Origin of the sequence: Thermoleptolyngbya sichuanensis A183 (assembly GCF_013177315.1) — a bacterium.
Lineage (GTDB): Bacteria > Cyanobacteriota > Cyanobacteriia > Elainellales > Elainellaceae > Thermoleptolyngbya > Thermoleptolyngbya sichuanensis.
The window spans coordinates 2,343,019-2,366,656 of record NZ_CP053661.1 but is presented as its reverse complement, the minus strand read 5'-3'; the positions used below and the strand labels follow the sequence as shown (position 1 = coordinate 2,366,656).

18 protein-coding genes and 1 pseudogene are annotated in these 23,638 nt (G+C 56.5%); 10 read left to right on the top strand and 9 right to left on the bottom strand.

The window, feature by feature from the left end; genetic code table 11:
• Positions 1-21 precede the first annotated feature (21 nt).
• On the top strand, positions 22-294 hold the full coding sequence (locus HPC62_RS09930; protein WP_172355272.1) for a DUF1622 domain-containing protein: 273 nt from the start codon (positions 22-24) through the stop codon (positions 292-294).
• 97 nt (positions 295-391) lie between these two features.
• On the opposite strand, the gene HPC62_RS09925 is transcribed toward HPC62_RS09930, so the two are convergent.
• Positions 392-1,705, bottom strand: coding sequence for an NF041680 family putative transposase (locus tag HPC62_RS09925; protein WP_172353733.1), 1,314 nt, complete (start codon positions 1,703-1,705; stop codon positions 392-394).
• Between the two features lie 309 nt (positions 1,706-2,014).
• Here HPC62_RS09925 and HPC62_RS09920 point away from each other — a divergent pair, with 309 nt between their 5' ends.
• The 5 genes from HPC62_RS09920 (at position 2,015) to HPC62_RS09900 (ending at position 7,677) form a co-directional block, all read left to right on the top strand.
• On the top strand, positions 2,015-2,566 hold the full coding sequence (locus HPC62_RS09920; protein WP_172355270.1) for a DUF2996 domain-containing protein: 552 nt from the start codon (positions 2,015-2,017) through the stop codon (positions 2,564-2,566).
• 74 nt (positions 2,567-2,640) lie between these two features.
• On the top strand, positions 2,641-4,611 hold the full coding sequence (locus HPC62_RS09915) for a M48 family metalloprotease (RefSeq protein WP_172355268.1): 1,971 nt from the start codon (positions 2,641-2,643) through the stop codon (positions 4,609-4,611).
• 61 nt (positions 4,612-4,672) lie between these two features.
• On the top strand, positions 4,673-5,221 hold the full coding sequence (gene def / locus HPC62_RS09910; protein ID WP_172355266.1) for a peptide deformylase: 549 nt from the start codon (positions 4,673-4,675) through the stop codon (positions 5,219-5,221).
• Positions 5,222-5,323: 102 nt separating this feature from the next.
• The gene (locus tag HPC62_RS09905) at positions 5,324-6,289 is read left to right on the top strand and encodes an RnfABCDGE type electron transport complex subunit D (RefSeq protein ID WP_172355264.1); all 966 of its coding nucleotides are present in this window, start codon (positions 5,324-5,326) and stop codon (positions 6,287-6,289) included.
• Between the two features lie 41 nt (positions 6,290-6,330).
• Positions 6,331-7,677, top strand: a complete 1,347-nt coding sequence (locus HPC62_RS09900; RefSeq protein WP_390820253.1) for a DUF2330 domain-containing protein — start codon at positions 6,331-6,333, stop codon at positions 7,675-7,677.
• Between the two features lie 286 nt (positions 7,678-7,963).
• Here the strand turns inward: HPC62_RS09900 and HPC62_RS09895 are convergent, their stop codons facing one another.
• The 4 genes from HPC62_RS09895 to HPC62_RS09880 all read right to left on the bottom strand — a co-directional run bounded on the left by HPC62_RS09895 (position 7,964) and on the right by HPC62_RS09880 (position 15,352).
• The gene (locus tag HPC62_RS09895) at positions 7,964-9,448 is read right to left on the bottom strand and encodes a TldD/PmbA family protein (protein WP_172355260.1); all 1,485 of its coding nucleotides are present in this window, start codon (positions 9,446-9,448) and stop codon (positions 7,964-7,966) included.
• Between the two features lie 66 nt (positions 9,449-9,514).
• Entirely contained in the window at positions 9,515-12,283 is a 2,769-nt protein-coding gene (locus HPC62_RS09890) for a DUF3536 domain-containing protein (protein ID WP_172355258.1), read from the bottom strand.
• A 791-nt stretch (positions 12,284-13,074) separates the two neighbouring features.
• The gene (ylqF, locus tag HPC62_RS09885; RefSeq protein ID WP_172355256.1) at positions 13,075-14,022 is read right to left on the bottom strand and encodes a ribosome biogenesis GTPase YlqF; all 948 of its coding nucleotides are present in this window, start codon (positions 14,020-14,022) and stop codon (positions 13,075-13,077) included.
• A gap of 79 nt (positions 14,023-14,101) precedes the next feature.
• Positions 14,102-15,352: a GAF domain-containing sensor histidine kinase gene (locus HPC62_RS09880; RefSeq protein ID WP_172355254.1), complete on the bottom strand. Its 1,251-nt coding sequence runs from the start codon at positions 15,350-15,352 to the stop codon at positions 14,102-14,104.
• Between the two features lie 414 nt (positions 15,353-15,766).
• On the opposite strand from HPC62_RS09880, the pseudogene HPC62_RS24155 reads away from it, so the two are divergent.
• Positions 15,767-16,561, top strand: a pseudogene (locus tag HPC62_RS24155) (SDR family NAD(P)-dependent oxidoreductase).
• Positions 16,562-16,835: 274 nt separating this feature from the next.
• On the opposite strand, the gene HPC62_RS09870 reads toward HPC62_RS24155, so the two are convergent.
• Positions 16,836-17,891 carry an ABC transporter substrate-binding protein gene (locus HPC62_RS09870; protein ID WP_172355252.1) on the bottom strand — a complete coding sequence of 352 codons (1,056 nt, stop codon included), beginning with the start codon at positions 17,889-17,891 and terminating at the stop codon, positions 16,836-16,838.
• Positions 17,892-18,330: 439 nt separating this feature from the next.
• The gene (locus HPC62_RS09865; RefSeq protein ID WP_225906687.1) at positions 18,331-18,903 is read right to left on the bottom strand and encodes a DUF1802 family protein; all 573 of its coding nucleotides are present in this window, start codon (positions 18,901-18,903) and stop codon (positions 18,331-18,333) included.
• A gap of 402 nt (positions 18,904-19,305) precedes the next feature.
• Between HPC62_RS09865 and HPC62_RS09860 the strand changes: the two genes are divergently transcribed.
• Positions 19,306-19,758: a YbjN domain-containing protein gene (locus tag HPC62_RS09860; RefSeq protein WP_172355250.1), complete on the top strand. Its 453-nt coding sequence runs from the start codon at positions 19,306-19,308 to the stop codon at positions 19,756-19,758.
• A 20-nt stretch (positions 19,759-19,778) separates the two neighbouring features.
• Complete coding sequence (locus tag HPC62_RS09855) at positions 19,779-20,576, top strand: lipoate--protein ligase family protein (protein WP_172355248.1); 798 nt, start codon at positions 19,779-19,781, stop codon at positions 20,574-20,576.
• A gap of 133 nt (positions 20,577-20,709) precedes the next feature.
• Here HPC62_RS09855 and HPC62_RS09850 read toward each other — a convergent pair whose 3' ends face one another.
• On the bottom strand, positions 20,710-21,024 hold the full coding sequence (locus HPC62_RS09850; RefSeq protein WP_172355246.1) for a P-II family nitrogen regulator: 315 nt from the start codon (positions 21,022-21,024) through the stop codon (positions 20,710-20,712).
• Between the two features lie 759 nt (positions 21,025-21,783).
• Here HPC62_RS09850 and HPC62_RS09845 point away from each other — a divergent pair.
• Positions 21,784-22,935 (top strand): sodium-dependent bicarbonate transport family permease, encoded by a 1,152-nt coding sequence (locus HPC62_RS09845; RefSeq protein WP_172355244.1) that lies wholly within the window; start codon positions 21,784-21,786, stop codon positions 22,933-22,935.
• 222 nt (positions 22,936-23,157) lie between these two features.
• On the opposite strand, the gene HPC62_RS09840 is transcribed toward HPC62_RS09845, so the two are convergent.
• Positions 23,158-23,562: a hypothetical protein gene (locus HPC62_RS09840; RefSeq protein ID WP_172355242.1), complete on the bottom strand. Its 405-nt coding sequence runs from the start codon at positions 23,560-23,562 to the stop codon at positions 23,158-23,160.
• Positions 23,563-23,638 lie beyond the last annotated feature (76 nt).

Below are 23,638 nucleotides of genomic sequence, written 5' to 3'. Positions count from 1 at the left end.
AGACTGGAATCTTTAGAACCCGTGATCAACCAAGTAGCGGGGTTGTTAGCGCTGATTTTGGAGGGCGTCTCGGTATTCTGCATTTTGGTAGGTTTGCTGTCTACCCTGCAACTGGCGGCCAAGCAGCGCTGGGGGCGATCGCCGCTGATTCAGCGCACCCCCTGTGATCCAGAATTGTCTCTGTCCAAAGTCAGTCTCAATTTTGACCTGTGGCTGTCGTTAACCTTAGAGTTTCAACTGGGGGCCGACATTGCCCATACCACCGTTGCTCCCTCCCACTTTAGTTTGGACTAACTGGCATCACAATAATGCTCAACAGGATGCCATAAAGAATCTGCTCAACCGTTCATAACAGTTGAACTTAAGGAATTGGATACAATCCTGCTCGCAGTTAAGCTGCTGTTGCAACCGGACTGTTCAGGGATTGTTCGGATGTCTTGCGTTTCGAGGCTCGTTTTTTGACCATCGGATAGCAGGGACGAGGAGTTGGCTTGTGCCCCTTGCCTCGTCCTGGCGATTTACCACGAGGTTTAGGCGCAGGAGCAGGGGTGCCAATCACTGCCAAAATGCCTGCAAACGCTTGTGCGACCCGACCCGGAGTCAACGTTTCTTGCGGTGCCTGCCAGGGCAAGGGGTGGTCAGTACAGTCCTTTCGCGCTAACCACAACTGCCAACTGAGCAACGGCATCAGGCTGCTCCACTGTTCGGTTGCCGATACAGAACTGAACTGGGGATGTGTCCAATATAGCCTCTGCTTGGCAAAGCGATACCAGTGTTCAATGGCAAAGCGACGGAGGTAGTGCAACCACAGGGTTTCTAACGGAGGCATCTGCTCACCCAGCCAAACTAACCACAAAGGAGCCAAGCGTCGCGTGCTGCTCTGTGTCTCCAGCACCTCCACGCGCAACACTTCCATTGCCCGTTTGGGGGATTTGCGGAAATGGTATGCACTCCAACGACTGACCCGCACTCGTCCCCAGTTGGGATCATCGACTTCAACGGTTTCGACCGGGACACTCCAAGTGTCAGGGTCATTGAGTTTCATCTTATGTCCATGCTTGGCAGGTGCGCCTCGCCCTCGATACGCTGGGGGCGCGCCATAGACACATCGATTGGATGTAACCCGCAGCAGCAAGTCTGCCTCAATCCCTGCCGTTTGGTTGACAAAACTGGCATTGCCGTACCCTCGGTCGTAGATCGCCAACGGACGCACCGCTAACTGCCGAGTCACTTGTTTGAGTTGGAATGCCGCTTTACTGGCGGGTGTTTCAAAGCTGGTGATGCGCTCATGCCGCAATGGTAATGCCCAACTGCCCCTGTCTTCAGCAATCCAGGCTAAGGTACTGTAGTTTTGTCCGGCTATCGGGGCATGTCCTGTTCTGCCTGATAAGGTGCGGTCTTTCAAACGCCTGGCAGCAGGACGGTTCCACCGACTCGCATCACCTGCCAACAACGGTTGCTGCTGAGTCGGTATCTGCTGCACCAACAGCTTCAGCACCTTTGATCGGGGTAGGCGGCTATCGCGCAACGCTTCATAGGTGCTCGACCACTGGCGACGAAAGACAGGACTCTGCGATAGCCTCACAAACGACACGATGCACGCACTCACTAACACGGCATCCATCAGATCAAACAGGGCATCTCTGGCGTTTCCCAAGCTGGCATACAACGTTTGGCGAAATTGCTGAAGTTCGTTGAAAATCATGGGGTCAATGTTGGTTGTACTTCATTGACCTTACGGCAGTCGGTGCTTCTCATTGACTGCCTTCCTCTTCACCATTAGTCCAAACTAAAGCGGAAGCTGACAGAACCAAAGCGCTGAGGGCGAACGGCCTGCGGCTCACTGGACGCAGACAACCTTTGCGACTCAGCCAATCAGCTTGGAGCGTTCCGGTGCAACGCGGTTGTTAGGCTACGGCTACTTCTGACGGCAGTTGGGCCGGGCGAACCGTTTCTGAATCGGTGACAACCCGGTACTATGGGAGTAATTTATGACGACTGATTGCAGATAGCCATGCCAGACGAAGCGACCAATCCTCCGGCTGAAGCCGCATCGACACCGACCGAGGCGCAACCCGCCTCCGACGCGCCCGCAGCGACCCCCGATGAAAAGAAGCCCCCCCGCGCACCCAAAGCGCAATCTGGGGATGGCGAAGCGCCCGCGGCCAAGCCCAAGAAAGAAAAGCCACCTGCGCTAGAAGACAAGCCCTTTGCAGACTTCATCACGCAGGACTATATGCCCAGCCTAAAAAAGGCAATGGCCGCCACAGGGTTTGACGACCTGGATCTGACATTTGAGAAGCTGCCGCTGCCGATCAAGGGCATGGAGGAACTCGGCGCTTGCTGGCAGGTGCAGGGCAAGTTTCAAGGTGGGCAGCACCAGTTTTTGGTGGGCTTTGTCAAGGAAGATATCCAAGGGCAAAAGGTCTTTAGCTGCGCTGGGAATGGCGCAAGCCCTAGCCTGCTAGAGTCGTTTATGATTGACGAACGCAAGGTAACGCTGGACTTGATGGTGCTCTACACGTTGCAGCGGCTAAACGGGCAGAAGTGGCTGGTAGGCAACTAGCGTCAGCCCTGGCCCCCGCGTCGGCGCTACCCAGCAATGTTCCTGACTTGTAGAATGCTGAGGAGGCGATCGCCATGTCCTCTCTTCTCCATCGTCTTTGGTTATGCAGCCTTTTGGCGATCCCGCTGTCCCTAGCAGAAGCGCTGGTGGAGGGGGCGATCGCCGCCCAGCCCAATGCGCCCGGTGCGTTGGGGCCAGTTGCGTCCGTTTCAGTCGCGCCTGTTTCAGAGGTTGTAGCGTCCGACGGTATCTCAGCGCCCGATTGGCTAGGGTCGCCCGTCACCGAAGCCTCGGCAGATCCTCCGTCGATGTTGCCCGTGGCCTCAGCAGACCTCGCCAATGCCTCATCGGCTTGGGTGCTAGAAGAATTTGGAGCAACCGCCGAAATTTCTCCCATTGCTGAAGTTCTGCTGGGAGCGGTGGATGAGCCTGCTGTGGCGGGAGAACGGGTTGACCCGATAGAGGCGAACCCAGGCCCTGCGCCAACCCTGAACACAGCCGATGAGCCATCTGCGGAGCCGCACCCTGAACTGGATACGCTGACGGAGCGAGTCGAGCCAGTCGTCACGGAGCCAGTCGTCACGGAGCCAGTCGTTACGGAGCCAGTCGCCGGGCCAGTCGCCGAGCCAGTCATTGCGCCAGCGATCGCCGCACCGGAACCCAGTGCTGCCCCGATCGACCCGGCGGTAGCGCTGGAACTGCTGCGAGAGGGGGATGCGCTGTGGCAGATGGGCCTGCGGCGCGAGGCGGAAGCCCGCTATCGGCTGGCAAAAGCGCCGTTTGATGAAGTGGATGTCGTCGAAGTGCCCCCGCTGGTCACCGAGCCAGAGGCGTTGCCGCCCGAAGGACAGGTCTACTGGCGCGAGGCAGAGGCGGGGCGATCGCAGAATTCTCGTCCGCGCATGGAGTCTGCCCTGCGGCTCTTGACTCAGCAGTATCCAGAGTTCATGTTGGGGCATCTGCGCTATGCCGAGGTGCTGGCGGCAGGCGATCGCTCGAACGAGGCGCTGGCGGTGCTGGAGCGGGCAGTGGGGCTATATCCCGACTCGGCAGAACTGGTGCAGGCACGGGTGGGGGCCCTGGCAACCAACGGGCAACTGGTGGAAGCGGCGATCGCGGCGCGGCAGTTTGCCCTGATGTATCCCGATGACCCGGCGGCGGCGGCGTTTGAAGCGCTGGCGGCTCAGCACGCCAGAACCTTCCGCAATCGGCTGGAGCGCGATTTGCGAGCCGGGGCGATCGCCAACTTGCTGACTGGGGCGCTGGGCTTTGCGCTGACGGGCAACCTGTTTGGCCCCATCTCTTCAATTCAGACCGGAATCGCGCTGCTGCGGGGCGAAGAGAACGTGGGAGAGGCGATCGCCCGTCGTGCCGCCCGCCAGTTGCCGCTCATTCAGGATGAAGCGGTGAATGCCTACGTCAACAACATTGGGCAGCGCCTCGCCGCGATGACGGGGCGGTCGGAATTTGAGTACGAGTTTTTCATTATCCGCGATCGCAGCCTCAACGCCTTTGCACTGCCGGGCGGCAAAATCTTCATCAACGCAGGCGCAATCCTGAAAGCCCGATCAGAAGCAGAGCTAGCCGGACTGATCGCCCACGAACTCGCCCACACCTCCCTCTCGCATGGCTTCCAGCTTGCGGTCGATGCCAACACCCTAGGCAACGCCTTCCAGCTCATTCCCTATGGCGGCTATGCGGCAAACCTGCTCTATTTCAACTACAGCCGCGACATGGAGCGCCAGGCCGATGCCTTTGGGACGCGACTGCTGTCCTCGGCAGGCTACGCAGCGGACGGGCTGCACGGGCTGATGGTAACGCTGGCAAAACAAGAGCGGCAAGTCGCCCCCTTTGAGTGGCTTTCTACCCACCCCGATACCCATGAGCGACAGCGCAACATCGAGCGACAAATCCGCCAGAACGGATATAACCGCTACGCCTACGAGGGCATCGATCGCCACGCCGCCATGCGCCTGCGGGTGCAGACCGAACTGGGGCTGACGCGCCTCCGCAAGCCCACCGCCGAGCGCCGTCCCAATCGCTAGCCTCAGCCTAGAGCAGGCAGCCCCGACACCCCAGTTTGCAAGTTTGTAACCCTCACCCGACATGACCCAAACTCACCCCTCCTCAAACTCCCGCCGCTTAGAAATCTTGCAGTTGGGCAATCCCAGGTTGAGAGACACAGCGCAGGCGATCGCCTCTTCCAGTGATCCTGCCCTGCAAGCCCTCATCGATCAGCTCTTGGTCACGATGCACGCATCAAACGGCGTGGGCATCGCTGCGCCCCAAGTCGGTCAGCCCATTTGTCTGGTCATCGTCGCGTCGCGCCCAAACCCGCGCTACCCCGATGCGCCAGAGATGGAGCCTGTGCCTATGCTGAACCCGCGCCTGCTGAGCCATTCCGACGAAACGGTAAAAGGCTGGGAGGGCTGCCTCAGCGTGCCAGGGATTCGCGGCCTCGTGCCCCGCTATCGAGAAATCGAGGTGGAATATGGCGATCGCCACGGCAATCTGCGCCGTCAGGTCTTTACCGATTTCGTCGCCCGCATTGTCCAGCACGAAGTCGATCACTTAAATGGTCTGGTGTTTGTCGATCGCGTGGAAACGACCCGTGACCTGATCACCGAGCAAGAATACCAAAAGCTGCTGTCGTAGGGAAACGCTGTAACTTACCTGCGGTTACAAAATCTGAAACAGACGATTAGCCGATGTAGCAGCGCGACATAATAGCTGCCAACGTTGCGGCGAAACCGAACGATGGTACAGGACGCGAGGCTTTATCAAATTGGCTTTTTGGCGCTGTTTTTGCTGTTGGGGGCGGGCACGCGGGACTGGTCGCTGAACCCGGTTGTGGTGCTGTCGGCGATCGCCACTTGCCTCATCACCCAGGCACTTTGCGGAGCCGTATTTTATCCATCAGATTCATTAGATCCAGAGACAGAAGATCCAGAAACAGAAGATCCAGCGACAGAAACAGCAAATCACGCAAATCACACAGGCGACTTCTGGGGGGCGATCGCCCTGCGGTGTCGCAATCCCAAAATTCTCTCCAGTCTGCCCAGTGCGCTGGTGACGGGGCTGGGAATGAGCCTGCTGCTGCGAGTCGATCATCCGCTGACAATGGCGCTGGCGGTGATAGGGGCGATCGCCAGCAAGTTTGTGCTGCGGCTACGGGGCGGGCATGTGTTTAATCCCGGCAATTTTGGCATTGTCATGGCGCTGCTGTGGTCGGGTGATGCGTGGGTTTCGCCGGGGCAGTGGGGCGAAAGCGGCTGGTATGGACTGCTGTTTTTGGGGGCGGGTGGGCTGGTGCTGCAAAAGGTGGGGCGCTGGGACACGTCGGCAGCGTTTCTCGGCAGCTATGCGGTGCTGGAGGCAGTGCGGAACCTGTGGCTGGGCTGGACGTGGGACGTATGGGCGCATCGGCTGATGAGCGGCTCGCTGCTGGTCTTTGCGCTGTTTATGATTACCGACCCGCGCACAATTCCCAATTCCCGCACCGGACGGCTGATCTGGGCAGGGGCGATCGCGCTTCTTACCTTTATATTGCGGAATGTCTTCTTTCTCTCCACGGCTCCCTTTTGGGCCCTGTTTGCCCTGGCTCCGCTGAGTCTGCTGCTGGACTGGCTGCTGCCTGCCGCCCGGTTCGAGTGGTCGCAGTCGGCGCTGCGGCTCCCGTTTTCTCCCCGACTTGCATCTCGACAAAAATACGTTCCTGAATAGGTGGTTCTATGAAATCTCTGCTTAAACATTCACTGAACTCTTTGCGGTCTTTTCGAGTGTGGGCGATCGCCCTCATAGCATTCTTGCTCACGTTCACAGTTTCATCCAAAGCACTGGCATTTTGCGGGTTTTATGTGGCAAAAGCCGATGCGAAGCTGTATAACCAGGCTTCTCAGGTGGCGATCGCCCGCAGTGGAAATCGCACGGTTCTCACGATGGCCAATGACTACCAGGGTGATGTCAAAAACTTTGCAATGGTTGTTCCAGTTCCCGTGATCTTGCAGCGCGAACAGGTGCAAATAGCCGATTCACGGATCATCGAGCGGCTCGATTCGTTTAGCGCACCGAGATTGGTGGAATACTTTGACCCTGATCCGTGCGCTCCGCCCATCTTCTGGAACCGCCCAATGGCCGCTCCGGCGATGGAAAGCGCCGCTCCTGGTCGGGCTGGACGCAGCAATCAGGCGCTAGGGGTGACGATAGAAGAACGGTTCACCGTCGGCGAGTACGATATTTTGATTCTCAGCGCCCGCGAGTCTGATGGATTGGAAACCTGGTTGGTGCAAAATGGCTACCGCATTCCCCAGGGTGCGCGAGACCTGCTGCGTCCCTACATTCGCCAGCAGATGAAGTTCTTTGTAGCAAAGGTGAATCTGGAGGAATACGAAAATTCGGGCTATCAGGCGTTGCGACCCCTGCAAATGACCTACGAATCGCCCCGATTTATGCTGCCGCTGCGGTTGGGCATGGTCAACGCAGAAAGTTCTCAGGATTTGCTGGTCTACATTTTGTCGCCGGAAGGGCAGGCAGAAGTCAGCAACTATCGCACGGTGAAGGTGCCGTCGGATGCAGAAATTCCGGTATACGTGAAGGACGAGTTTAGCGCCTTTTACAAAGCCATGTTCCAGACCAGCTACACTCGCGAGGGGCGCAATGTGGCGTTTTTGGAATATGCCTGGGATATGGGAAGCTGCGACCCCTGCTCGGCGGAGCCGCTGTCGCCAGAGGAACTGCGGCAGGCGGGGGTGTTTTGGACGCGCCCGGAGATGCCCAATAACGTATTCATCACGCGGCTGCATGTGCGCTATACCCGCGATAAGTTTCCGGAAGACCTGATTTTTCAGCAGACCAACAACCGCAGCCTATTTCAGGGGCGCTATATCCTACGGCATCCCTATACGGGCGAGATGGCGTGTGAGGCAGGGCGGCAATATCGGCGATCGCTCCGGCAGCGCTTCGAGCAAGAAGCCCAAACCCTGGCCCGACTCACGGGTTGGAATATCCGCGACATCCGCGATAAGTTACCCCAGATTCGGGCTGAGCAATTTCCGGCGTTGCCGTTGGTCGCACGATTGCAACAGTTGATGGGGCGAGTGATGGAGAGATAAGTAGGTAGACATTAATAAATATAAAACCCAAAGACCCTGCGTCGCCCGCTGCGCGGGCGGCGCAGGGTTCAGGATCTGTTTTTTAATCTGGTCTATCTACTTAGAAAAGTACGGATGAAGTGGTAAGGGGATGAGTCGGATCGGGTAGGCTTAGTCGCGATCCAATTAAATTACTCTAAGTTACTCTCAAGTGGCTCTCAAGTTACTCTCCTGATCGCCTCATCCCATCACCAGCCCGCACCCGCACTCTTATTTGAGCTACTTTGAGTATTTAAGCTACTTTGAGCTACCGTCCTCCGACCGTAATCGCATCGACCTTTAGGTGAGGCTGTCCGACGGTGACGTAGATGCCGCCGCTGATGGAGCCGCAGAAGCCCGCCGCCAGCCCCAAATCTTGGGAACACATGGAGATGCGCTGCATGATTTCTACCGCTTCACCAATCAGAGTTGCGCCCTTGAGGGGCTTGGTGATTTTGCCGTTTTCAATCAGATAGGCTTCGTCTACCGCAAAGTTAAACTGACCCGTTGCACCGACGCTGCCGCCGCCCATTTTTTTACAGTAAATCCCTTTGTCGATGGAAGCGAAGAGGTCGTCGAGAGAGTACGGCCCCGGCGCGATGTAGGTATTCCGCATTCGGCTGGCGGCGGCGTAGGTGTAGTTTTGGCGGCGGCCGCTGCCCGTGCGCGGGTGGCCGGTTCGCATAAACCCAGCGCGATCGCTCAGGAAGTTTTTCAGAATGCCGTTTTCGATCAGCAATGTGCGCTGAGCAGGCATCCCCTCATCGTCCATGTCGATCGTGCCAAAGGCGTTGGGCGATCGCCCTTCGTCCCAGGCGGTCAGCGCTTCATGGGCAATCTTCTCCCCTTTTTTGTCGATAAAGGGCGTAGTCTTGCGCTCGATCTGCGTCGTCTCTAGCAGGTGGCCGCAGGCTTCGTGGAAGATCACGCCGCCAAAGTGATTCGCCATCACCACCGGGTACGTGCCAGACTCGACATAATCGGCGTAGAGCATTTTTCCGGCAGACTCCGCCACTTCTTCGGCGGTGCTGTCCATATCCCAGGTGCGGAGAAAATCGGGCTGGCTGGTGCTGCCGATGCGCTGCCCGATGGAGGCACGGTGGTCGCCATCGGCGCAGAGCAGGCTAAACCCGGTGGATTGCGTCAGGCGAATATCTCGCGCAAAGGTGCCGTCGCTAGCGGCCACCAGCACTTCCTGCCAGTCGCGGAAGTAGGAGGCGCGGCGCGACTGGACATGGCTGGCTTTTTTGCCGAGGCGATCGCTCGCTGCCAGCAAAATTTCGCCCATCTCGCGAATCGAGCTACACTGCTCCAGCCAGGCTTCCTTGCCCTTGCGCGTACCATAGTCCCGCAGCGGCTCTAGCACCACTTCCGGGATGAACGCATTGCCGCTGGGCAGTTCTAGCCCCATGATGGACAACGCCTTTTCTAGCGCCAGCTTTAGCCCGCTAAAGGTCAGATCATTGGTGCTAACGTAGCAGTCGGCCTTGCCGCGAAACACGCGCACACCCGCGCCCGTGGTCAAGCTGGGCGAAATGCTGGTGATGGTATCGTCTTCGGCCAGGCAGTTAATATAGTTAACCCGTTCCAGGAAGAACTCGACAAAATCGGCTCCGGCCGCCCGACCCAGCCCCAGCAGCGTAGACAGCGGCGCATCCCACGACTCATCAAAGCGATCGCGCGGCGCGGCATAGCTGAGATGGGGCAGTTTCGCAGGGGTAAGCAGCGTATCGGGCAGGCTGGTCAATAGCATTAGGTGGTCCTCTCAGGGCGCAGCAGTCGGCGTTTCTCACAGTTTAGCAAGGAAGCCTGGGGAGCGTTATGCCAACGTCCCCAGCGGAACTTCAATACGCAGTGCCTTGCCCAGCGACAGCAGCGGTTGAAGCAGCGCCAGTTCAGCTTTGGCAGATGCATCAGAGTGTTGCTGTGCGACAGACCAGCGGGGCAGGAGGTAGCGGTGGAGCGATCGCCAGTACAACTCCTGCACTCGATCCAGCGCCAGTCCCAGATGAAGCTGTTCGCCGATGGCCAGCAGTTGCTCAATCCAGACCAGCGTTGGCTCCAGGGTGTCCAGTTCCGATTCGTTGAGAGCTTGCCACAGCAGCCGCAGGATCAGCCGCTCCAGGATTTGCTTGGCTGGGGTCACAGTCAGATGGCAGTGGAGTTGGTTGGCTTCGGCGGCGATCGCCTCTAGTTCCGACAAATAGCTGTCGCACAATTCGGGATTGGTGGGGGGCAAATCAGAGGTTTCGCGCTCTAGAGCTTGCAGGGAGTGGGTCAGCCGATGGGCGATCGCAATTTCGGCGGCCACTTGCAGTTCACGGGGCGGCTCCAGCGCATCCCGATGAAACGCCCGCAGCACGCCGTAGTTGTCCCGATAGACCTGGGTATACAGCTGATCCAGGCGGGTCAGGGTTTCCTGACTGAGCAGGTGCATCAGCCGATGACGCTCCTCAGCAAACAGATCTTGCAGGCTAAAGGAGCGATTCCCGCAGAGATCGCTTTGCGAGTCACCAAAGGTGCGCGTCATCGCCAAAATCACCTGCGCCGCACTGGCCAGGGACAGCGCCTCAAACAACTCATCCCGCAATTGCAAATAGGCGCGACGACCGCTGGCGGGCCGAATGCAGCAGTGAAAATCCCAGCCGCCCAGATGTAGCACCGCAAACTCCAGATTCACCACCTCGCGGGTGATCTCGGAGGTCAACTGCACCTGCCCCAAGGCTAGCGTCAGCGATCCCATGCGGCGAAGCTGATAGTCTAACCGCTGGACGCTATAGCAATAGAGACGCTGCTCCTGGGAATAGCTGTGGAAAAGGGAACTGATGGCATAGTGCGCGGCCACCTGCTCTGGCGTGATGCGGGCAGGCGCAACCAGTTGGCGATAGAGTTCCGCGCCGTTGCCAAACTGTTCCACATTGCTGGGGATCGCCGCCAGACGACGGACAAACTCTGGTTCCAGGCGAACTGCGGCAAGGTCTTCTGCCAGTTCCAGGGCGCGGGCAGCGTAGCGCAAAATCTGCGTCCCCTCCGGCCGCGACACCTCTTCAAAAAACCAGCCACAACTGGTGTACATTAGCAGGGCGTGGCGCTGCATTTCCAACAGCTTCAGCGCTTCGACCCGTTCGGACGGCATCAGATCGTGGCTTTGGTAAGCTGCGAAAAACGCATCGAGAACGGTATCAGAACGCTCGCCCAACACAGCGACATAGCCATCCCGCGCCGCCCAAGGATCGTGGAAAAACGAACCACCGGACTGTTCGTAAATTGCAATTAGCTGATCCCGCAGCCAGTCCAGCGCATCCCGCAGCGGCCGCCGCCATTTCTGATGCCACTCGCCGCCCCCACCACAGCCGCAGTCGTCTTGCCAGCGATCGACTCCGTGGGAACAACTCCACGCCGTCACGGGCTTCAGTTCCACTTCCCAAGTGGGCGGGTGCAGGCTGAGGTAGTGGGCAAAATTTGTCACCAGCCAGCCTCGCTGCGGAAACTCGTGGGTAAAGGCGTAGGCCAGCGCCTTTTCCGTGCCGCCTTTGTGGTGGCCAAAGGTTTCGCCGTCGGTGGCCACCGAGATCAACTGAGCAGGACGATGATCCCCGCGCACCGCCTGCCCGATGCGTCCCACAAAATGCTCGGAACTGCTCAGCACGTCGCTGAAGCCCATGTCGCGAGAAATGGGGCCATCGTAAAAGAAAATGTCGATGTAGGGCGTAGCAGCTCGGTTCGGGGCGGCTCCAGTTTCACCCAGCCCATCTTGCCCCAGGGTGCCGTCGCGCTGGAAATGGGGCGAATTCAAAAAGCAGCGATAGGGGCGCACGGGGTCGATCTGGCTGCCGCCGACTTCAATCCAGTGGGGATCGCGCTCGTCGGGCGTGGGCAGGGGACGGCAGCGCTGGGCCTGCGACGGAGCCAGGATAATGAAGCGAATGCCCTCTCCTGCCAGGATTCGCAGCGTCGAGTAGTCTACTGCTGTTTCTGCCAGCCACATGCCTTCGGGATCGCGCCCAAATCTGGCTTTGAAGTCTGCCTTGCCCCAGCGAATCTGGGTGCGCTTGTCGCGGTCGTTGGCCAGGGGCAGGATGATGTGGTTATAGACCTGGGCGATCGCATTTCCGTGGCCTCCCAGGCGATCGCAGCTTTTGCGGTCTGCGTCTAGAATGCGCTGGTAGACTTCAGGATCGGCATGTTCCAGCCAGCTCATCAGCGTCGGGCCAATGTTGAAGCTGAGGTACTCGTAGTTGTTGACGATCCCCAGCAGGTCGCCCTGGTCGCTTAGGACGCGGGCAAAGGCGTTAGGGCGATAGCACTCGTAGTGGATGCGCTCATTCCAGTCGTGATAAGGGGAGGCGCTGGGCTGCCGCTCGATAGCGTTCAGGTAGGGATTTTCGCGGGGCGGCTGGTAGAAATGCCCGTGGACGGTAACGTAAATCCCTGTTGCCGAACGCTCTCCCTGGGTATCGCAGGCAGGTGGGTCGGTGTGCAACTGCTGATTGAGCGCGGGATCGGCTAGGTCATTGAGTCGTAAACTATCGGTCTGAAACGCCAAAGCAGACCATTCGGAGCGAGAATCGTGGCGAGAAAAAGTCATGCAACGTGTCCAAAATCTACAGAACCCAAATACATCGCGGTTTGCTCAGGGATATTGCAAAGGGGCTGCAATGCTGGGCGATCGCCCATTGATTTGGGGGGTGAGGCTGGGGATCGGCTTCTAGCTAACAATTTGGTCAGTCATTTAGCCAATTATCCAGTCTGCAAAAGCTCAAAAATCAGGCATCGAACGAACTGATTAAGTCGATCAGATTTATCAGATCAGATTTAGTCGATCATCAGATTTATCAGATTTAGTCGATCAGATGATTGCTCAAATCATCTGATTAAAACCTGCTGATTAAAATCTGGTCACAATCCGGGGATCATCAAGAAACCTGTTAGAAACCTGTGGACAGTCGGGGCAATCTTTCAAAGTAATTTTTTCGGGGCAGTTTCAGGGCAGTTTCAGGGCAGTTTCAGGGCACTTTCAGGGCAGTTTCAGGGCACTTTCAGGGCACTTGCAGGGCACTTGTCACAGCAGTCTTTGAAAAATTCCTGAAGCGGCAAAGGGGCGATCGCGCTTGAGTCCTATATAAGTCCTTACACTACACTTGAGGCCTTATGAGTCTTTCAGTTAAGACTGCCTTGCAGGGTTCCACATTTACGATATATATCGCGAGTTTTTATACTCTGCATGGGATAACGCAATGTTTTCAAACTAAGTTCATGTTTTGTAATAAGAGCGATCGCCCGACTGCGCTGCAAAACGCTCAGTTTGTGTCTTTACCGATTCAGATTTTTAGGAAAAAGTAAACTCGCTTTATATTTCCTTACAAGGATCTCTGGGGGCTACTGTGCTCCAGAGTGTTCTCCGCTCTTTTCTTCAGCCCTTTCTTCAGCCCTTTCGTCAGGATTGCCCTGTCCCTCCGCTGCGATCGCTGCTGGCGGCAACTCCAGCGGCACGGCTCCCAGCAGCCCCTTGCGAAAATCATTCAGCAATTGTCGCGCGGCTCGCTCTACGTCATTCTGATAGCGATGCTCGGCCAGTTGCGCCAGGTAGGTTTCGCCTGTGACTCCAGACGGCGACAGCCCATAGCGAGTTTCCAGACCGCTGCCGATAAGAGTGGGCGCGGCTTCGGACAATTCTTTCCATAAGTCCACAAAGGCGGCGGCGACTCGCTGGTTGTCGTAAGCAGCTTCGCCAATGTCGTCGCAGATGGCCAGCTTCAGGGCGGCTTGCTGGTTCGTTAGCTTGGAGGGCAAAATTCCCGGCGCGTCCAGCAGTTCCAGCTCGTCGGAAATGCGAATCCACCGAAGCTGGCGCGTTACGCCGGGACGACGGGCACTCTCTACTACGCGCCGCTTCAGCAGTCGGTTGATCAGCGCCGACTTGCCCACGTTGGGAAAGCCGATGACCACCGCCCGCACCGGCCGAGGCAACATGCCGCGATCACGCCGTCGCTGGTTCATTTTTGCGCCCAAAGCCTGCGCCGCCCTAGACACTGCCTCCACGCCCTTGCCGTGGTTCGCGTCGGTAAAATACGCCGTGTCATCTTGCTTCTGAAACCAAGTACGCCAGTCCTGCTGCACCCCAGCGGGGATCATGTCCATGCGGTTCAGCACCAGCACCCGCTCTTTGTTGCCCAACCACTGCCCTATCTGCGGATGGCGCGTCGCTATTGGAATTCGCGCATCCCGCACCTCCAGCACAACATCGACTTTTTTAAGCTGTTCCAGAAGCGATCGCTCGGCTTTTGCAATATGACCGGGATACCACTGGATGGGGGGCGTGGACATGGGAAGAGGGAAGAGGGAAAAAGGAAGAACGAAAAAGGAAGAGGGAAAAATGAAGAACGAAGGGGGAAAAACGTAAGGCTTAGATTAGCAGGTGAAGGGTGACTGTGGTGCCCTCTGTGGCGGTGGATTGAATGGACAGGCTGCCGCCGTGGGCATCGATGATGCGTTTGACGAGGGCGAGGCCGAGGCCGGTGCCACCTGCTTTGGTGGAGTAGAAGGGGCGCGTCAGCTTGGGCAGGTCTTCGGGGGGAATTGGCGGGCCGCCGTTGTGGATGGATAGGCAGAGTCTCTGGGGCGACTGGGGTGTGTCGGCATCGGGCAACAGGGTGCAGCGAATGCGATCGCCCTCCATCACGGCTTCACAGGCGTTTCGCAGCAGGTTCAGGCAGACTTGCTTGAGCTTGTTGCGATCGCCCACCACGGGCGGCAGGTTTGGGGCGATCGCCAGTTCGATGATGCGTCCCTGCCCAATCGGCGTTTCCTGCACCTGCGTCACCACGTCTTGCAGCAGCGCCGCCAGGTTTACGGACTCTGTCTGCATGGCCCGCTGCGGCTTGGAAAACTGGAGAATCTCGTTTAGCAAGTCTTCCAAACGATTCGCTTCTTCGCTGGCCAGCGTCAGCCGCAGTTGGTCTGGCCCTGCCAGAGCCAGTCGTCCAAAGGCCTTTAAACCCATTTTTACTGTGGTTAGTGGGTTGCGAATTTCGTGGACGATCATAGCGGCAAATTCACCGATGGCGGCTAGCCGCTCTTGCTCGATGAGCTTTGCCTGGGCGGCGCGGAGTTCTTGGGTGCGCTTGAACACCTCTGCCTCCAGCAGTTCGTTAAACCGCTGCTGCTCCTGATAGAGGCGATAGTGGGCGATCGCCATCGCTGCCCGCTCAGCAAACAGTTCCACCGTCCGCACTTCTTCTTCTGCAAACCTGCGCGGCGAATAGCTAAAGGAACAAACCGTGCCAAGGATGTCGCCGTGGGGGGTGCGGAGAGGAACGCCGAGATAGCAGAGATAGCCGTCGGGAATTTCGCCTGCTTCGGGATTAAGGCGCGTGTCTTCTACCACAAGCGATCGCCCAGTGTCCACCACCGTTCCCGTTACTGTTCCGTGGAGCGTATAGAGCGTGTGATCTTCTTCGCCATCAGAGCTTGCAATGACGCGATCAAAGCCATTTCCTTCGCAGAGCGTAATCACAGTTACATCCATTCGGAGCAAGTGACAAACGCTAGACGCGATTCGTTCCAAATAGCGGTTCAGATCTCCAACATAGTCCAGCAGAGACGACAGCGCCTCAATCACCTGCTGGTCTCGTTGCCACCGAGCGCGGGATTGCATGAATCTGCTTGAGTGAGCGGATCGACGACTTGGACGATCTGCATGATCAGCGTGCTGTGGAATGAACGGTTCTTGCGGTTGACCCTGGACTGTCATGGATTGAAGCTCAAGATATTATGGCAGATTCGGTTGCGCTCCTTCTCGACTGCTCAGCAATAGTTCATCAACAGTGAATCAGTAACAGTGAGTCAGTAACAGTGAATCAGTAGTTCGTGGGTCTAGTCTGTCCTGCAATACCCCTGCGTTTAACTCAAGGTTCTGTCTACAGTCTGTCTACAGAAGTAGAAAAAACTCACCAGAATGCCTCTTTCGAGGATGGTCAGGGGGAGGCATTGCGTAACAAGATCTTGCTGTGAGGCAACAAAAACTCCATCAATCACAAGTATTTCTTAATAATCTCCTTGGGAGGCAGCCATGAAATTGGACGGAAAGGTTGCGCTGGTGACGGGCAGCACCACAGGCATCGGACAGGCGATCGCCCTTCGTCTGGCGGCTGATGGCGCTAGTGTGGTGATTGACCATCGCGCCGATCCAGAGGGCGCAGCCGAAACGCTGGGCAAGGTTGAGGCAGCAGGCGGCCGATGTTTTCAATATGGCTGCTCGGTCGAAGGGAAAATCGTGCAGGCTGACGTGAGCGACGTGGAGCAGGTGCGCCGGATGGTGGCAGAGTCCGTCGCTCACTTTGGTCGCCTGGATATTCTGGTCAACAATGCAGGCATCCAGAAGAAAGCATCATTTTGGGAAGTCACTGAGGAAGATTACGACCAGGTGATGGATGTGAACTTGAAGGGTGCTTTCTTTTCGGCGCAGGCTTTTGTCATCACTGCATGGCAGCCAAACACCCCGGCAAGATTATCAACATTAGCTCGGTGCATGAGGAACTGTCGTTTCCCGATTTTGCGTCCTATTGCGCCAGCAAGGGCGGCATGAAGATGATGACCTGCACGCTGGCAACGGAACTTGCGCCGCTGGGGATTACGATTAACAATGTCGCACCGGGGGCGATCGCCCCCGACAAAAACACCAGCCTGCAAGACGACTCAGACGAATCCAAAGAATTCCTCAAAAAAAATCCCCCTCCAGCGCATGGGCAATCCGGAGGAGGTTGCGTCTTTGGTTTCGTTTCTCTGTTCTGCCGAAGCAGACTACATTACGGGTTCTACGTTCCTGGTCGATGGCGGTCTGATGTGGACGTACCAAGAGCCGTAGCTGCTACCCATTTACGATTCTGGATTTTTACGATTCTGGATTGGCGATTTTGGATTGCCAGTCGGCATTTGCAGGGCTTTCAGCAATTTCGTTTGACTGAGGAATGCGGTACTGAGGATTGCAGTTGGGTGTATCCCACTTTTACAACCCTCACCCTATATCCCTCTCCCAAAGCGGGAGAGGGACTTCCAATCCGGCTCCCCTTCTCCTGCTCTGGGAGGAGGGGCTGGGGGATGACGGCAAACTTGCAGAACTAGGATGCGCCCAATGCAGTTTAGCTGCGAATCTCGTTCCAAAGCTGAACCCACTGGTCGTAGTTCTTTACGCTCTGCCACATGTTGATCTGCGAATGCAGCGACAGATCATCCATGAATAGCTCGTGCGCCTTTTCGGGGCCCACGGCCTCCGCGCCCAGCGTCGTTGCGCCAGAGTAGCCCGTCACGTCCATCACGCCCTTTTGCCCGTCGCCACTGAGGATAAAGTCAATCCACTGATAGGCTGCTTCGGGGTTCTTGGAATTTTTGGAAATCATCCAGGAATCTGTCCAGCCTGTCAGCTTGCCCTGGGGACTGACGGAGCCGATGGGATAGCCCTCGTTGCTGAGTTGGGTATAGGTCAGCGGCCAGGCGTGAGCCATTACGATTTCGCCCGACTGAAACAGGTTGGCCAGTTCGCCTGCTGTCGTCCAGAATTTGCGGATGTGTGGACGCAGTTCCAATAGCTTGGCTTTCACTTCGGCAAGATCTGCGTCGGTGAGATCATAGGGGTCAGATTTGCCCAGCCACAGCGCCACGTCGGCAATGGTCATGGGGTTGTCGGGCAGGGCAATTTTGCCAGAATATTTATCGTCAAATAAGATATCCCAGGACTTCGGCGCGGGTTTTACTTGCTTAGTGTTGTAAACCAGCACGTTGGGCCCCCAGGCAAAGGTTACGCCGTAGGGCTTGCCGCCGAAGGTGTTCCACTTGCCGTCCTGAAATGACTCGAATACGGCACTGTAATTTTGCAGCTTGCTGGTGTCGATGGGGCGCACCAGGCCTGCCTTGTAGAGCCGCTCGGTGATGTCGCCCGACGCAGAAACGAGGTCATAGTTTTTGCCGCCGCCTGCGCGGAACTTGGCGAACATCTCGTCGCTCGACCCGGCGTAGGTGGCTTTGATGGTGCAGCCTGTTTCTTGTTCAAAAATATCGGCAAAGGAAGAATCGGTATAGCCTTCCCAGACGATTGCCGTAAGGGTGCAGCCTGCGGCTTGGGCAGGTTGGGGCGCGGTCCACAACGGGATGAGTCCGAGCAGCCCAATCAAAACTGCGGTGAAGATGCGATGCAGCATGTTAGTAATCTCTTAGTTATGCCTCTAGCGGGGTTTCACAAGGTTCAGACTAGGCAAGAATGACCCGCCAGGGTGTGTTTCGCGGCACAGAACGGCTGCGCCAGCCCAATCTATTGCAGTAGCCAACCCCATGTAGCCAACTCCATAGTGTATCGCTGGGGCTTGGGGCGTGTGGGGACTGTGCAGCATTCTGTAAGAATTGGGCGGCTTGGATGGGGAAACTGGTCTGAATTGGTGAATGGGAGGGTAATTGGAGGGTGAGGAGAATCTTTCAGGTTTGTGTCACTACAAATCCAGTCAAATCTGGCACGGACAGTATCTCGACTGCATCGCCAAAACCGAGGTCGGAGGGGGTTTGGGGGACGCGCTTCGTCCCCCAAGCGGGGGTTTGGGGGGAAGCTCCCCCCAAGGCTTACTGGCTTGGCATCCGGAGCCTTCTCTACTGACCCAAAACCACCCGCTCAATCTCCTTAACACGGCTGTCGTATTGCTCCTGCGTCAGGACGGGCGCATCTGCAAAGGGATTGTCCACATACCCCGCAGGAAGTTCCACATCAATCCAGGATTTGCAGCCGCCGTAGGACTCTTGATAAGGCAACGTGAGAGATTCTGGGAACCGATGCACGCGCAGCAGCAGGACGTAGAGCGGCTGCTGAGGCTTCCATTTCAGCCGTTCTGTAGCTAGGGCGTTTGTCCAAATGTGAAACGGCAGCAGCGCCTCAACGGTTTCTGCGGTGGTGATTTGAAAGATGTGGGTGATGTCGGCCCAGGCGCAGAGGGTTACGGTGTTGGGATGCCAGCCGGAGGGGACGGGCTGCACTCGGTCGGCGTAGGGCGGCTTGAGCAGGTGTGGCTGCTGGTGTTCGTAGGTGGGGTAGAGCAGCACGCGGGACTGTGCCACGCTGAACCGACCGCCTGTTTCCCGGATGCCGCCTTTTCGCAACAGCAGAATAGTGTCGCCGCTGAGCAGGGCTTCGAGGGCGATCGCCCATTCCTTGAGCGCTGCAACCAACGATCTGGCATTCTCTGAAGAAGAGTCTGAAGAAAAGTCTGAAGAAGAGTCTGGACGTTGGGATGTGGAATTTTGGGGGACGTTCAGGCGGGTCATCGGCAGCACAGCGAGTGAGGACGGGAGGTGGCGTTGTGCCTAATCTAGCGCGTTGGGCGAGGCAGTGCGTCATGAAGTCCTGGGGCGATCGCCCGCTTTAGCCGCTTTAGAAAGAAACTTGGTAGAAACATGCAGGATTGCACCCTGAGCGGCTAAAGTTGTGAGTAGCCTTGCAAATCAGGCTGTAACCTAGGTTACACCCGAAGGTATTTCCTGGTTCTGCAATTTTCTTCGGCTATTTGTGTTCGTCTACGGTTATCCCCAATCCCCCAACCATTTGTCCACTCACTGAGCGACCTGCTTCCTATGGAACCTGAATCCAGCCAAGCTTTGACAGAAGAAATTATCGAAGCAACCAGCCATCTGGATGTCGTTGAAACTGTGATTTCCAGCCTGCAAGAAGACCAGAGCGCGATGGTCAGCCGATCTGACCAGGGCAATCTGTGGAAGTTCAAATATGGCAGTGTGGAAGTGTTTGTGCAGCTAACGGGCGAAACGGATGACGACATGCTGATCGTTTGGTCGCCAGTGCTGAGTTTGCCCGCCAAAAACGAGCTAGAACTCATGCGAAAGCTGCTGGAACTGAACTGGACGAGTACCTTCGAGTCTCACTTCGCCATCATGGATGGCAAGGTGATCGTCGCGGCGCAGCGCACGGTTGCGGAATTGTCCCCCGGTGAGGTGTCGCGCAACATTACGATGGTCGCTTCCGTCGCCGACAGCTACGACGAGATCCTTCAGGCCGAGTTTGGCGCTTGAACCTGGGCGGTTCCCCCGCCATGAACGCAAACGATGACGATTCTCGTTCTGTCTGGCGGCTTATTCCGCCGATGACCGCAGATGGCGCGACGCAAATGGCCGTCGATCGCTGGCTATTCGAGCAACACGCCCAGGGTTTGCATCCGCCGACGCTGCGGTTTTATACCTGGGAACCAGTCGCCCTTTCCCTTGGCTATCATCAGCGTCAGATTCCTGAACACTGGCGATCGCTCACTTACCAGAATCAGCCCATCGATCTGGTGCGTCGTCCTAGCGGCGGCCGTGCGGTGCTGCATCAGGGCGACCTAACCTATGCCGTCATCACGTCGGGGCTGGGGCCCAGCCGCAACGCCGCTTATGAGAAGATCTGCACGTTTTTAATCGAAGGCTGGCGATCGCTCGGCGTATCGCTCCACTACGGCACAGCCGGCCGCGGCTATATCCACAACCCCAACTGCTTTGGCACAGCGACTCGCGCGGATCTAGTCACCGACAGTGGCCACAAACTCATCGGCAGCGCCCAACTGCGGCGCGGCGAGTGCATTTTGCAACATGGCTCTATGCGCCTTTGCCCCGACTCCGATCTGTCTTATCAGGTCTTTGGCACAGCACCAGCAACGGATGGGGTGATCCAATCGGCCATCGGTGATCCGCCTGACCTCGCCACTATCATCACCACTCTGGCAACCGCAGCAGAACAGTGCTTTGGCATTTGCTTCGCTGCACAGCCCATCACCAATGCCGAATGGCGGCAAATCGACGCACTGCAAATTGATGCTCTGAGCAATACCCGTCAGAATTTTCACCAAAGCCTGTAGGCTTGCGACTTCAATAAGCCTGCTATTTACAAGCTTGCTACGGAGAGGCGATCGCCCCTGGAATGACCCAGAAAGAGCGATCGCCCTGACTGCCCTCGCCATGCGAGAACTGAGGCCGTCCCTAGATCCGGTACTAGAACTTGTGCGCGTGCAATACCTCCGCATCACAGAGATAAGCAATGCCTGAATAATCGTCAAAAAACTTCGTTGCAATGGTATCTGCGATGTTGAGAGCCATATCCCGACTGGCAGTGAGTACTTCGATCTTGATATTCGAGTAAACATCGCTAACGGTCGGCTGCCCTGACGAGCGCACGTTGCGACTGCCTTTCCCGCCAGCAGGCATCACCGTATAGCCAGCAGCCCCGGCTTCATCGATGATCTGGGTGATTTGTTTCAACAACAATTTTTCTGTAACAATGACGAGTTTGCTGGCTTTCTGAGTCATGTTTGGTCGCCTCCTAAAACGTCCTGCTGCAAAAATCCAAGGAATAAATCTATGATTTAGTCTTGTACCATATCACTGAGTTTATGGTGCGAGACTCACTTTGTTGAGAAGGATTGCCTCAGATTAGCGGAAACGTTTCATAAACAACGCTTATTCCTGGGGTATTCCGGAGGGCGATCGCCACGAGTCAGCCCCAGACAGCGCAAGCTTTCGCGCCCAGTTGCTGTCTCGGTCGAGATGAGCCAAACAACTTTGGGAACTCCATGAACTTAGGACTTACGCAGTTAGACAATTTCTCGCGGGCTGTGCCCGCGAGAAATCGTCCAAGACCCAGAAAGTTTAATCGCAAGTTCGTAAATCCTAGAACTATTAGGAAAAATCTATGATCTCGATTCACATTAACTAGATCTATATCAGAAAGCAGCAAGCAAAAGGAAAACTTATCGCATGGATTTGACATCGTAGTTCAAATCTACGTCGCAGGGGTGCAAAAATTTATTCATCTCAGGATAGACTTGAGTCCATGAAGATTTGAGTCTTAATAGACCTAAGTCTATGAAAGGTTATTCGGAACCGCGATCGCCTTTCAGATCTTTCAGAGAGCGCCCCCTCTCTCAACACCTTATCAGCAGGTTCTTGCGTAACGCCTTCGCTAGTAGGGGTGAAGCGCTTCACTCTTAAGCTCTTCGACTCTGTTAAATAAAGGCTCACCTGTCATACATCATCGCTCCTCGCCAGAGGAGACGGAAGGAGGTACCCGTGGATTTCTTATCCGGTTTCTTAATGCGTTTTATGGGACAGTTGCAGTCCCCGACACTCGGTTTTCTGATTGGCGGCATGGTTATTGCTTCCCTCGGTAGCCAACTGCAAATTCCAGATGCAATTTATAAATTCATTGTCTTCATGCTGCTCATGAAAGTGGGTCTGAGCGGCGGCATCGCAATCCGCAATGCCAATCTGTCGGAGATGCTGCTACCTGCACTGTTCGCTGCGGTCATGGGCATTCTTATCGTATTTATCGGGCGCTACACGCTCGCCAGAATGCCAAATGTTAAAGTTGTAGATGCTGTTGCTACTGCAGGCTTATTCGGTGCTGTGAGTGGTTCGACCCTCGCCGCCGCCCTGACGCTGCTAGAAGAGCAAGGCATTGAGTACGAAGCTTGGGCAGGGGCTCTCTATCCTTTTATGGATATCCCCGCGCTCGTGACGGCAATCGTTGTAGCCAGCATCTATCTCAGCAAGCGGAAGCGCGATAAGTATTATTTCAATGAGGAGTACGTTAGCAAGCAGTCCGTGGCTGTCGGTGGGTATACCGACGAAATCAGCGGCCCTGCAAGCAGGTATCCTGGTGGGTCGGGCATTACCGCAGCCGGGTATCCGAAAGATCCGGACACTACCCCAGGCAAGCGAGTTAGAATTTGGCCCATCGTGAAGGAAAGTCTTCAAGGTTCGGCGCTCTCGGCGCTGTTGCTCGGTATCGCTTTGGGCATCCTAACCCGTCCAGACAGCGTCTTTGAAAGTTTCTACGAGCCTCTCTTTCGGGGTCTGCTTTCTATTCTGATGCTGGTTATGGGAATGGAGGCCTGGTCCCGGCTTGGCGAACTGCGTAAGGTGGCTCAGTGGTACGCTGTCTATGCTGTAATAGCTCCACTGGTGCATGGGCTGATCGCCTTTGGTCTTGGCATGATTGCTCACTTTGTAACAGGGTTTAGCCTCGGCGGTGTTGTGATCCTGGCCGTCATTGCCTGCTCCAGTTCGGACATTTCGGGACCGCCCACCCTGCGAGCCGGTATCCCCTCAGCCAACCCTTCTGCCTACATCGGCGCGTCTACAGCCGTTGGAACACCAGTGGCGATCGCCCTTGGCATACCGCTTTACATTGGTCTTGCCCAGGCATTCATGGGTGGCTAATTCCTGCCGAATCGTGGTCTGCCGGTGTTCGTTGGACCCGGCGACCAACGCAGCGGCTATGCAGAGGTCTGCATTTTCTAGTCAATTTTGATGTACCAGCATCTTTCGGCGATCGCCCTTCATCTCCCTGCACCCGCACCTCTGGGCGATCGCCCCCGGATACCTTTTGGGACGTTGCACACTCACCCAAGTCTGTCGCGACTCAACCTTTGCGTCCGGTTGTCATAGCGTGTAGGGGCGCGACCACAGAAAATACCGGCGGGCGGGCGATAACTCAACTGATCCATTCTGCAAATCCAATCTCGTCCAACCACCCATACGACCGTCCAGGGTGCAATGCAAAAGGACGCGATCACTGAACAAAGCCTGGAGAAAATCCAGGACATCTTCGGTCACAATCTCATCTCTCTGCGGCTCTGAAAGCTTCTTGTCATAAGGATTGAAATGACTGTGCGTAATCTTCTCGATCAAAACTGTCGCCTCGTCGCCGTCGTCATAGACGAAAACTCTGCCGACAGCGGGCTGGGCCGCAGGGAAAGTAGCTATCGGCTGCGGCGGAGAGTCGAACTGAATCTCCCAACCAGCGAACTCGCGCTTCAAAGCTGGAATGAGGCGATCGCGAATCATGCGAGGGTTAAAAATATTACTAAGTAGATAGACCAGATTAAAAAACAGATCCTGAACCCTGTGCCGCCCGCTGCGC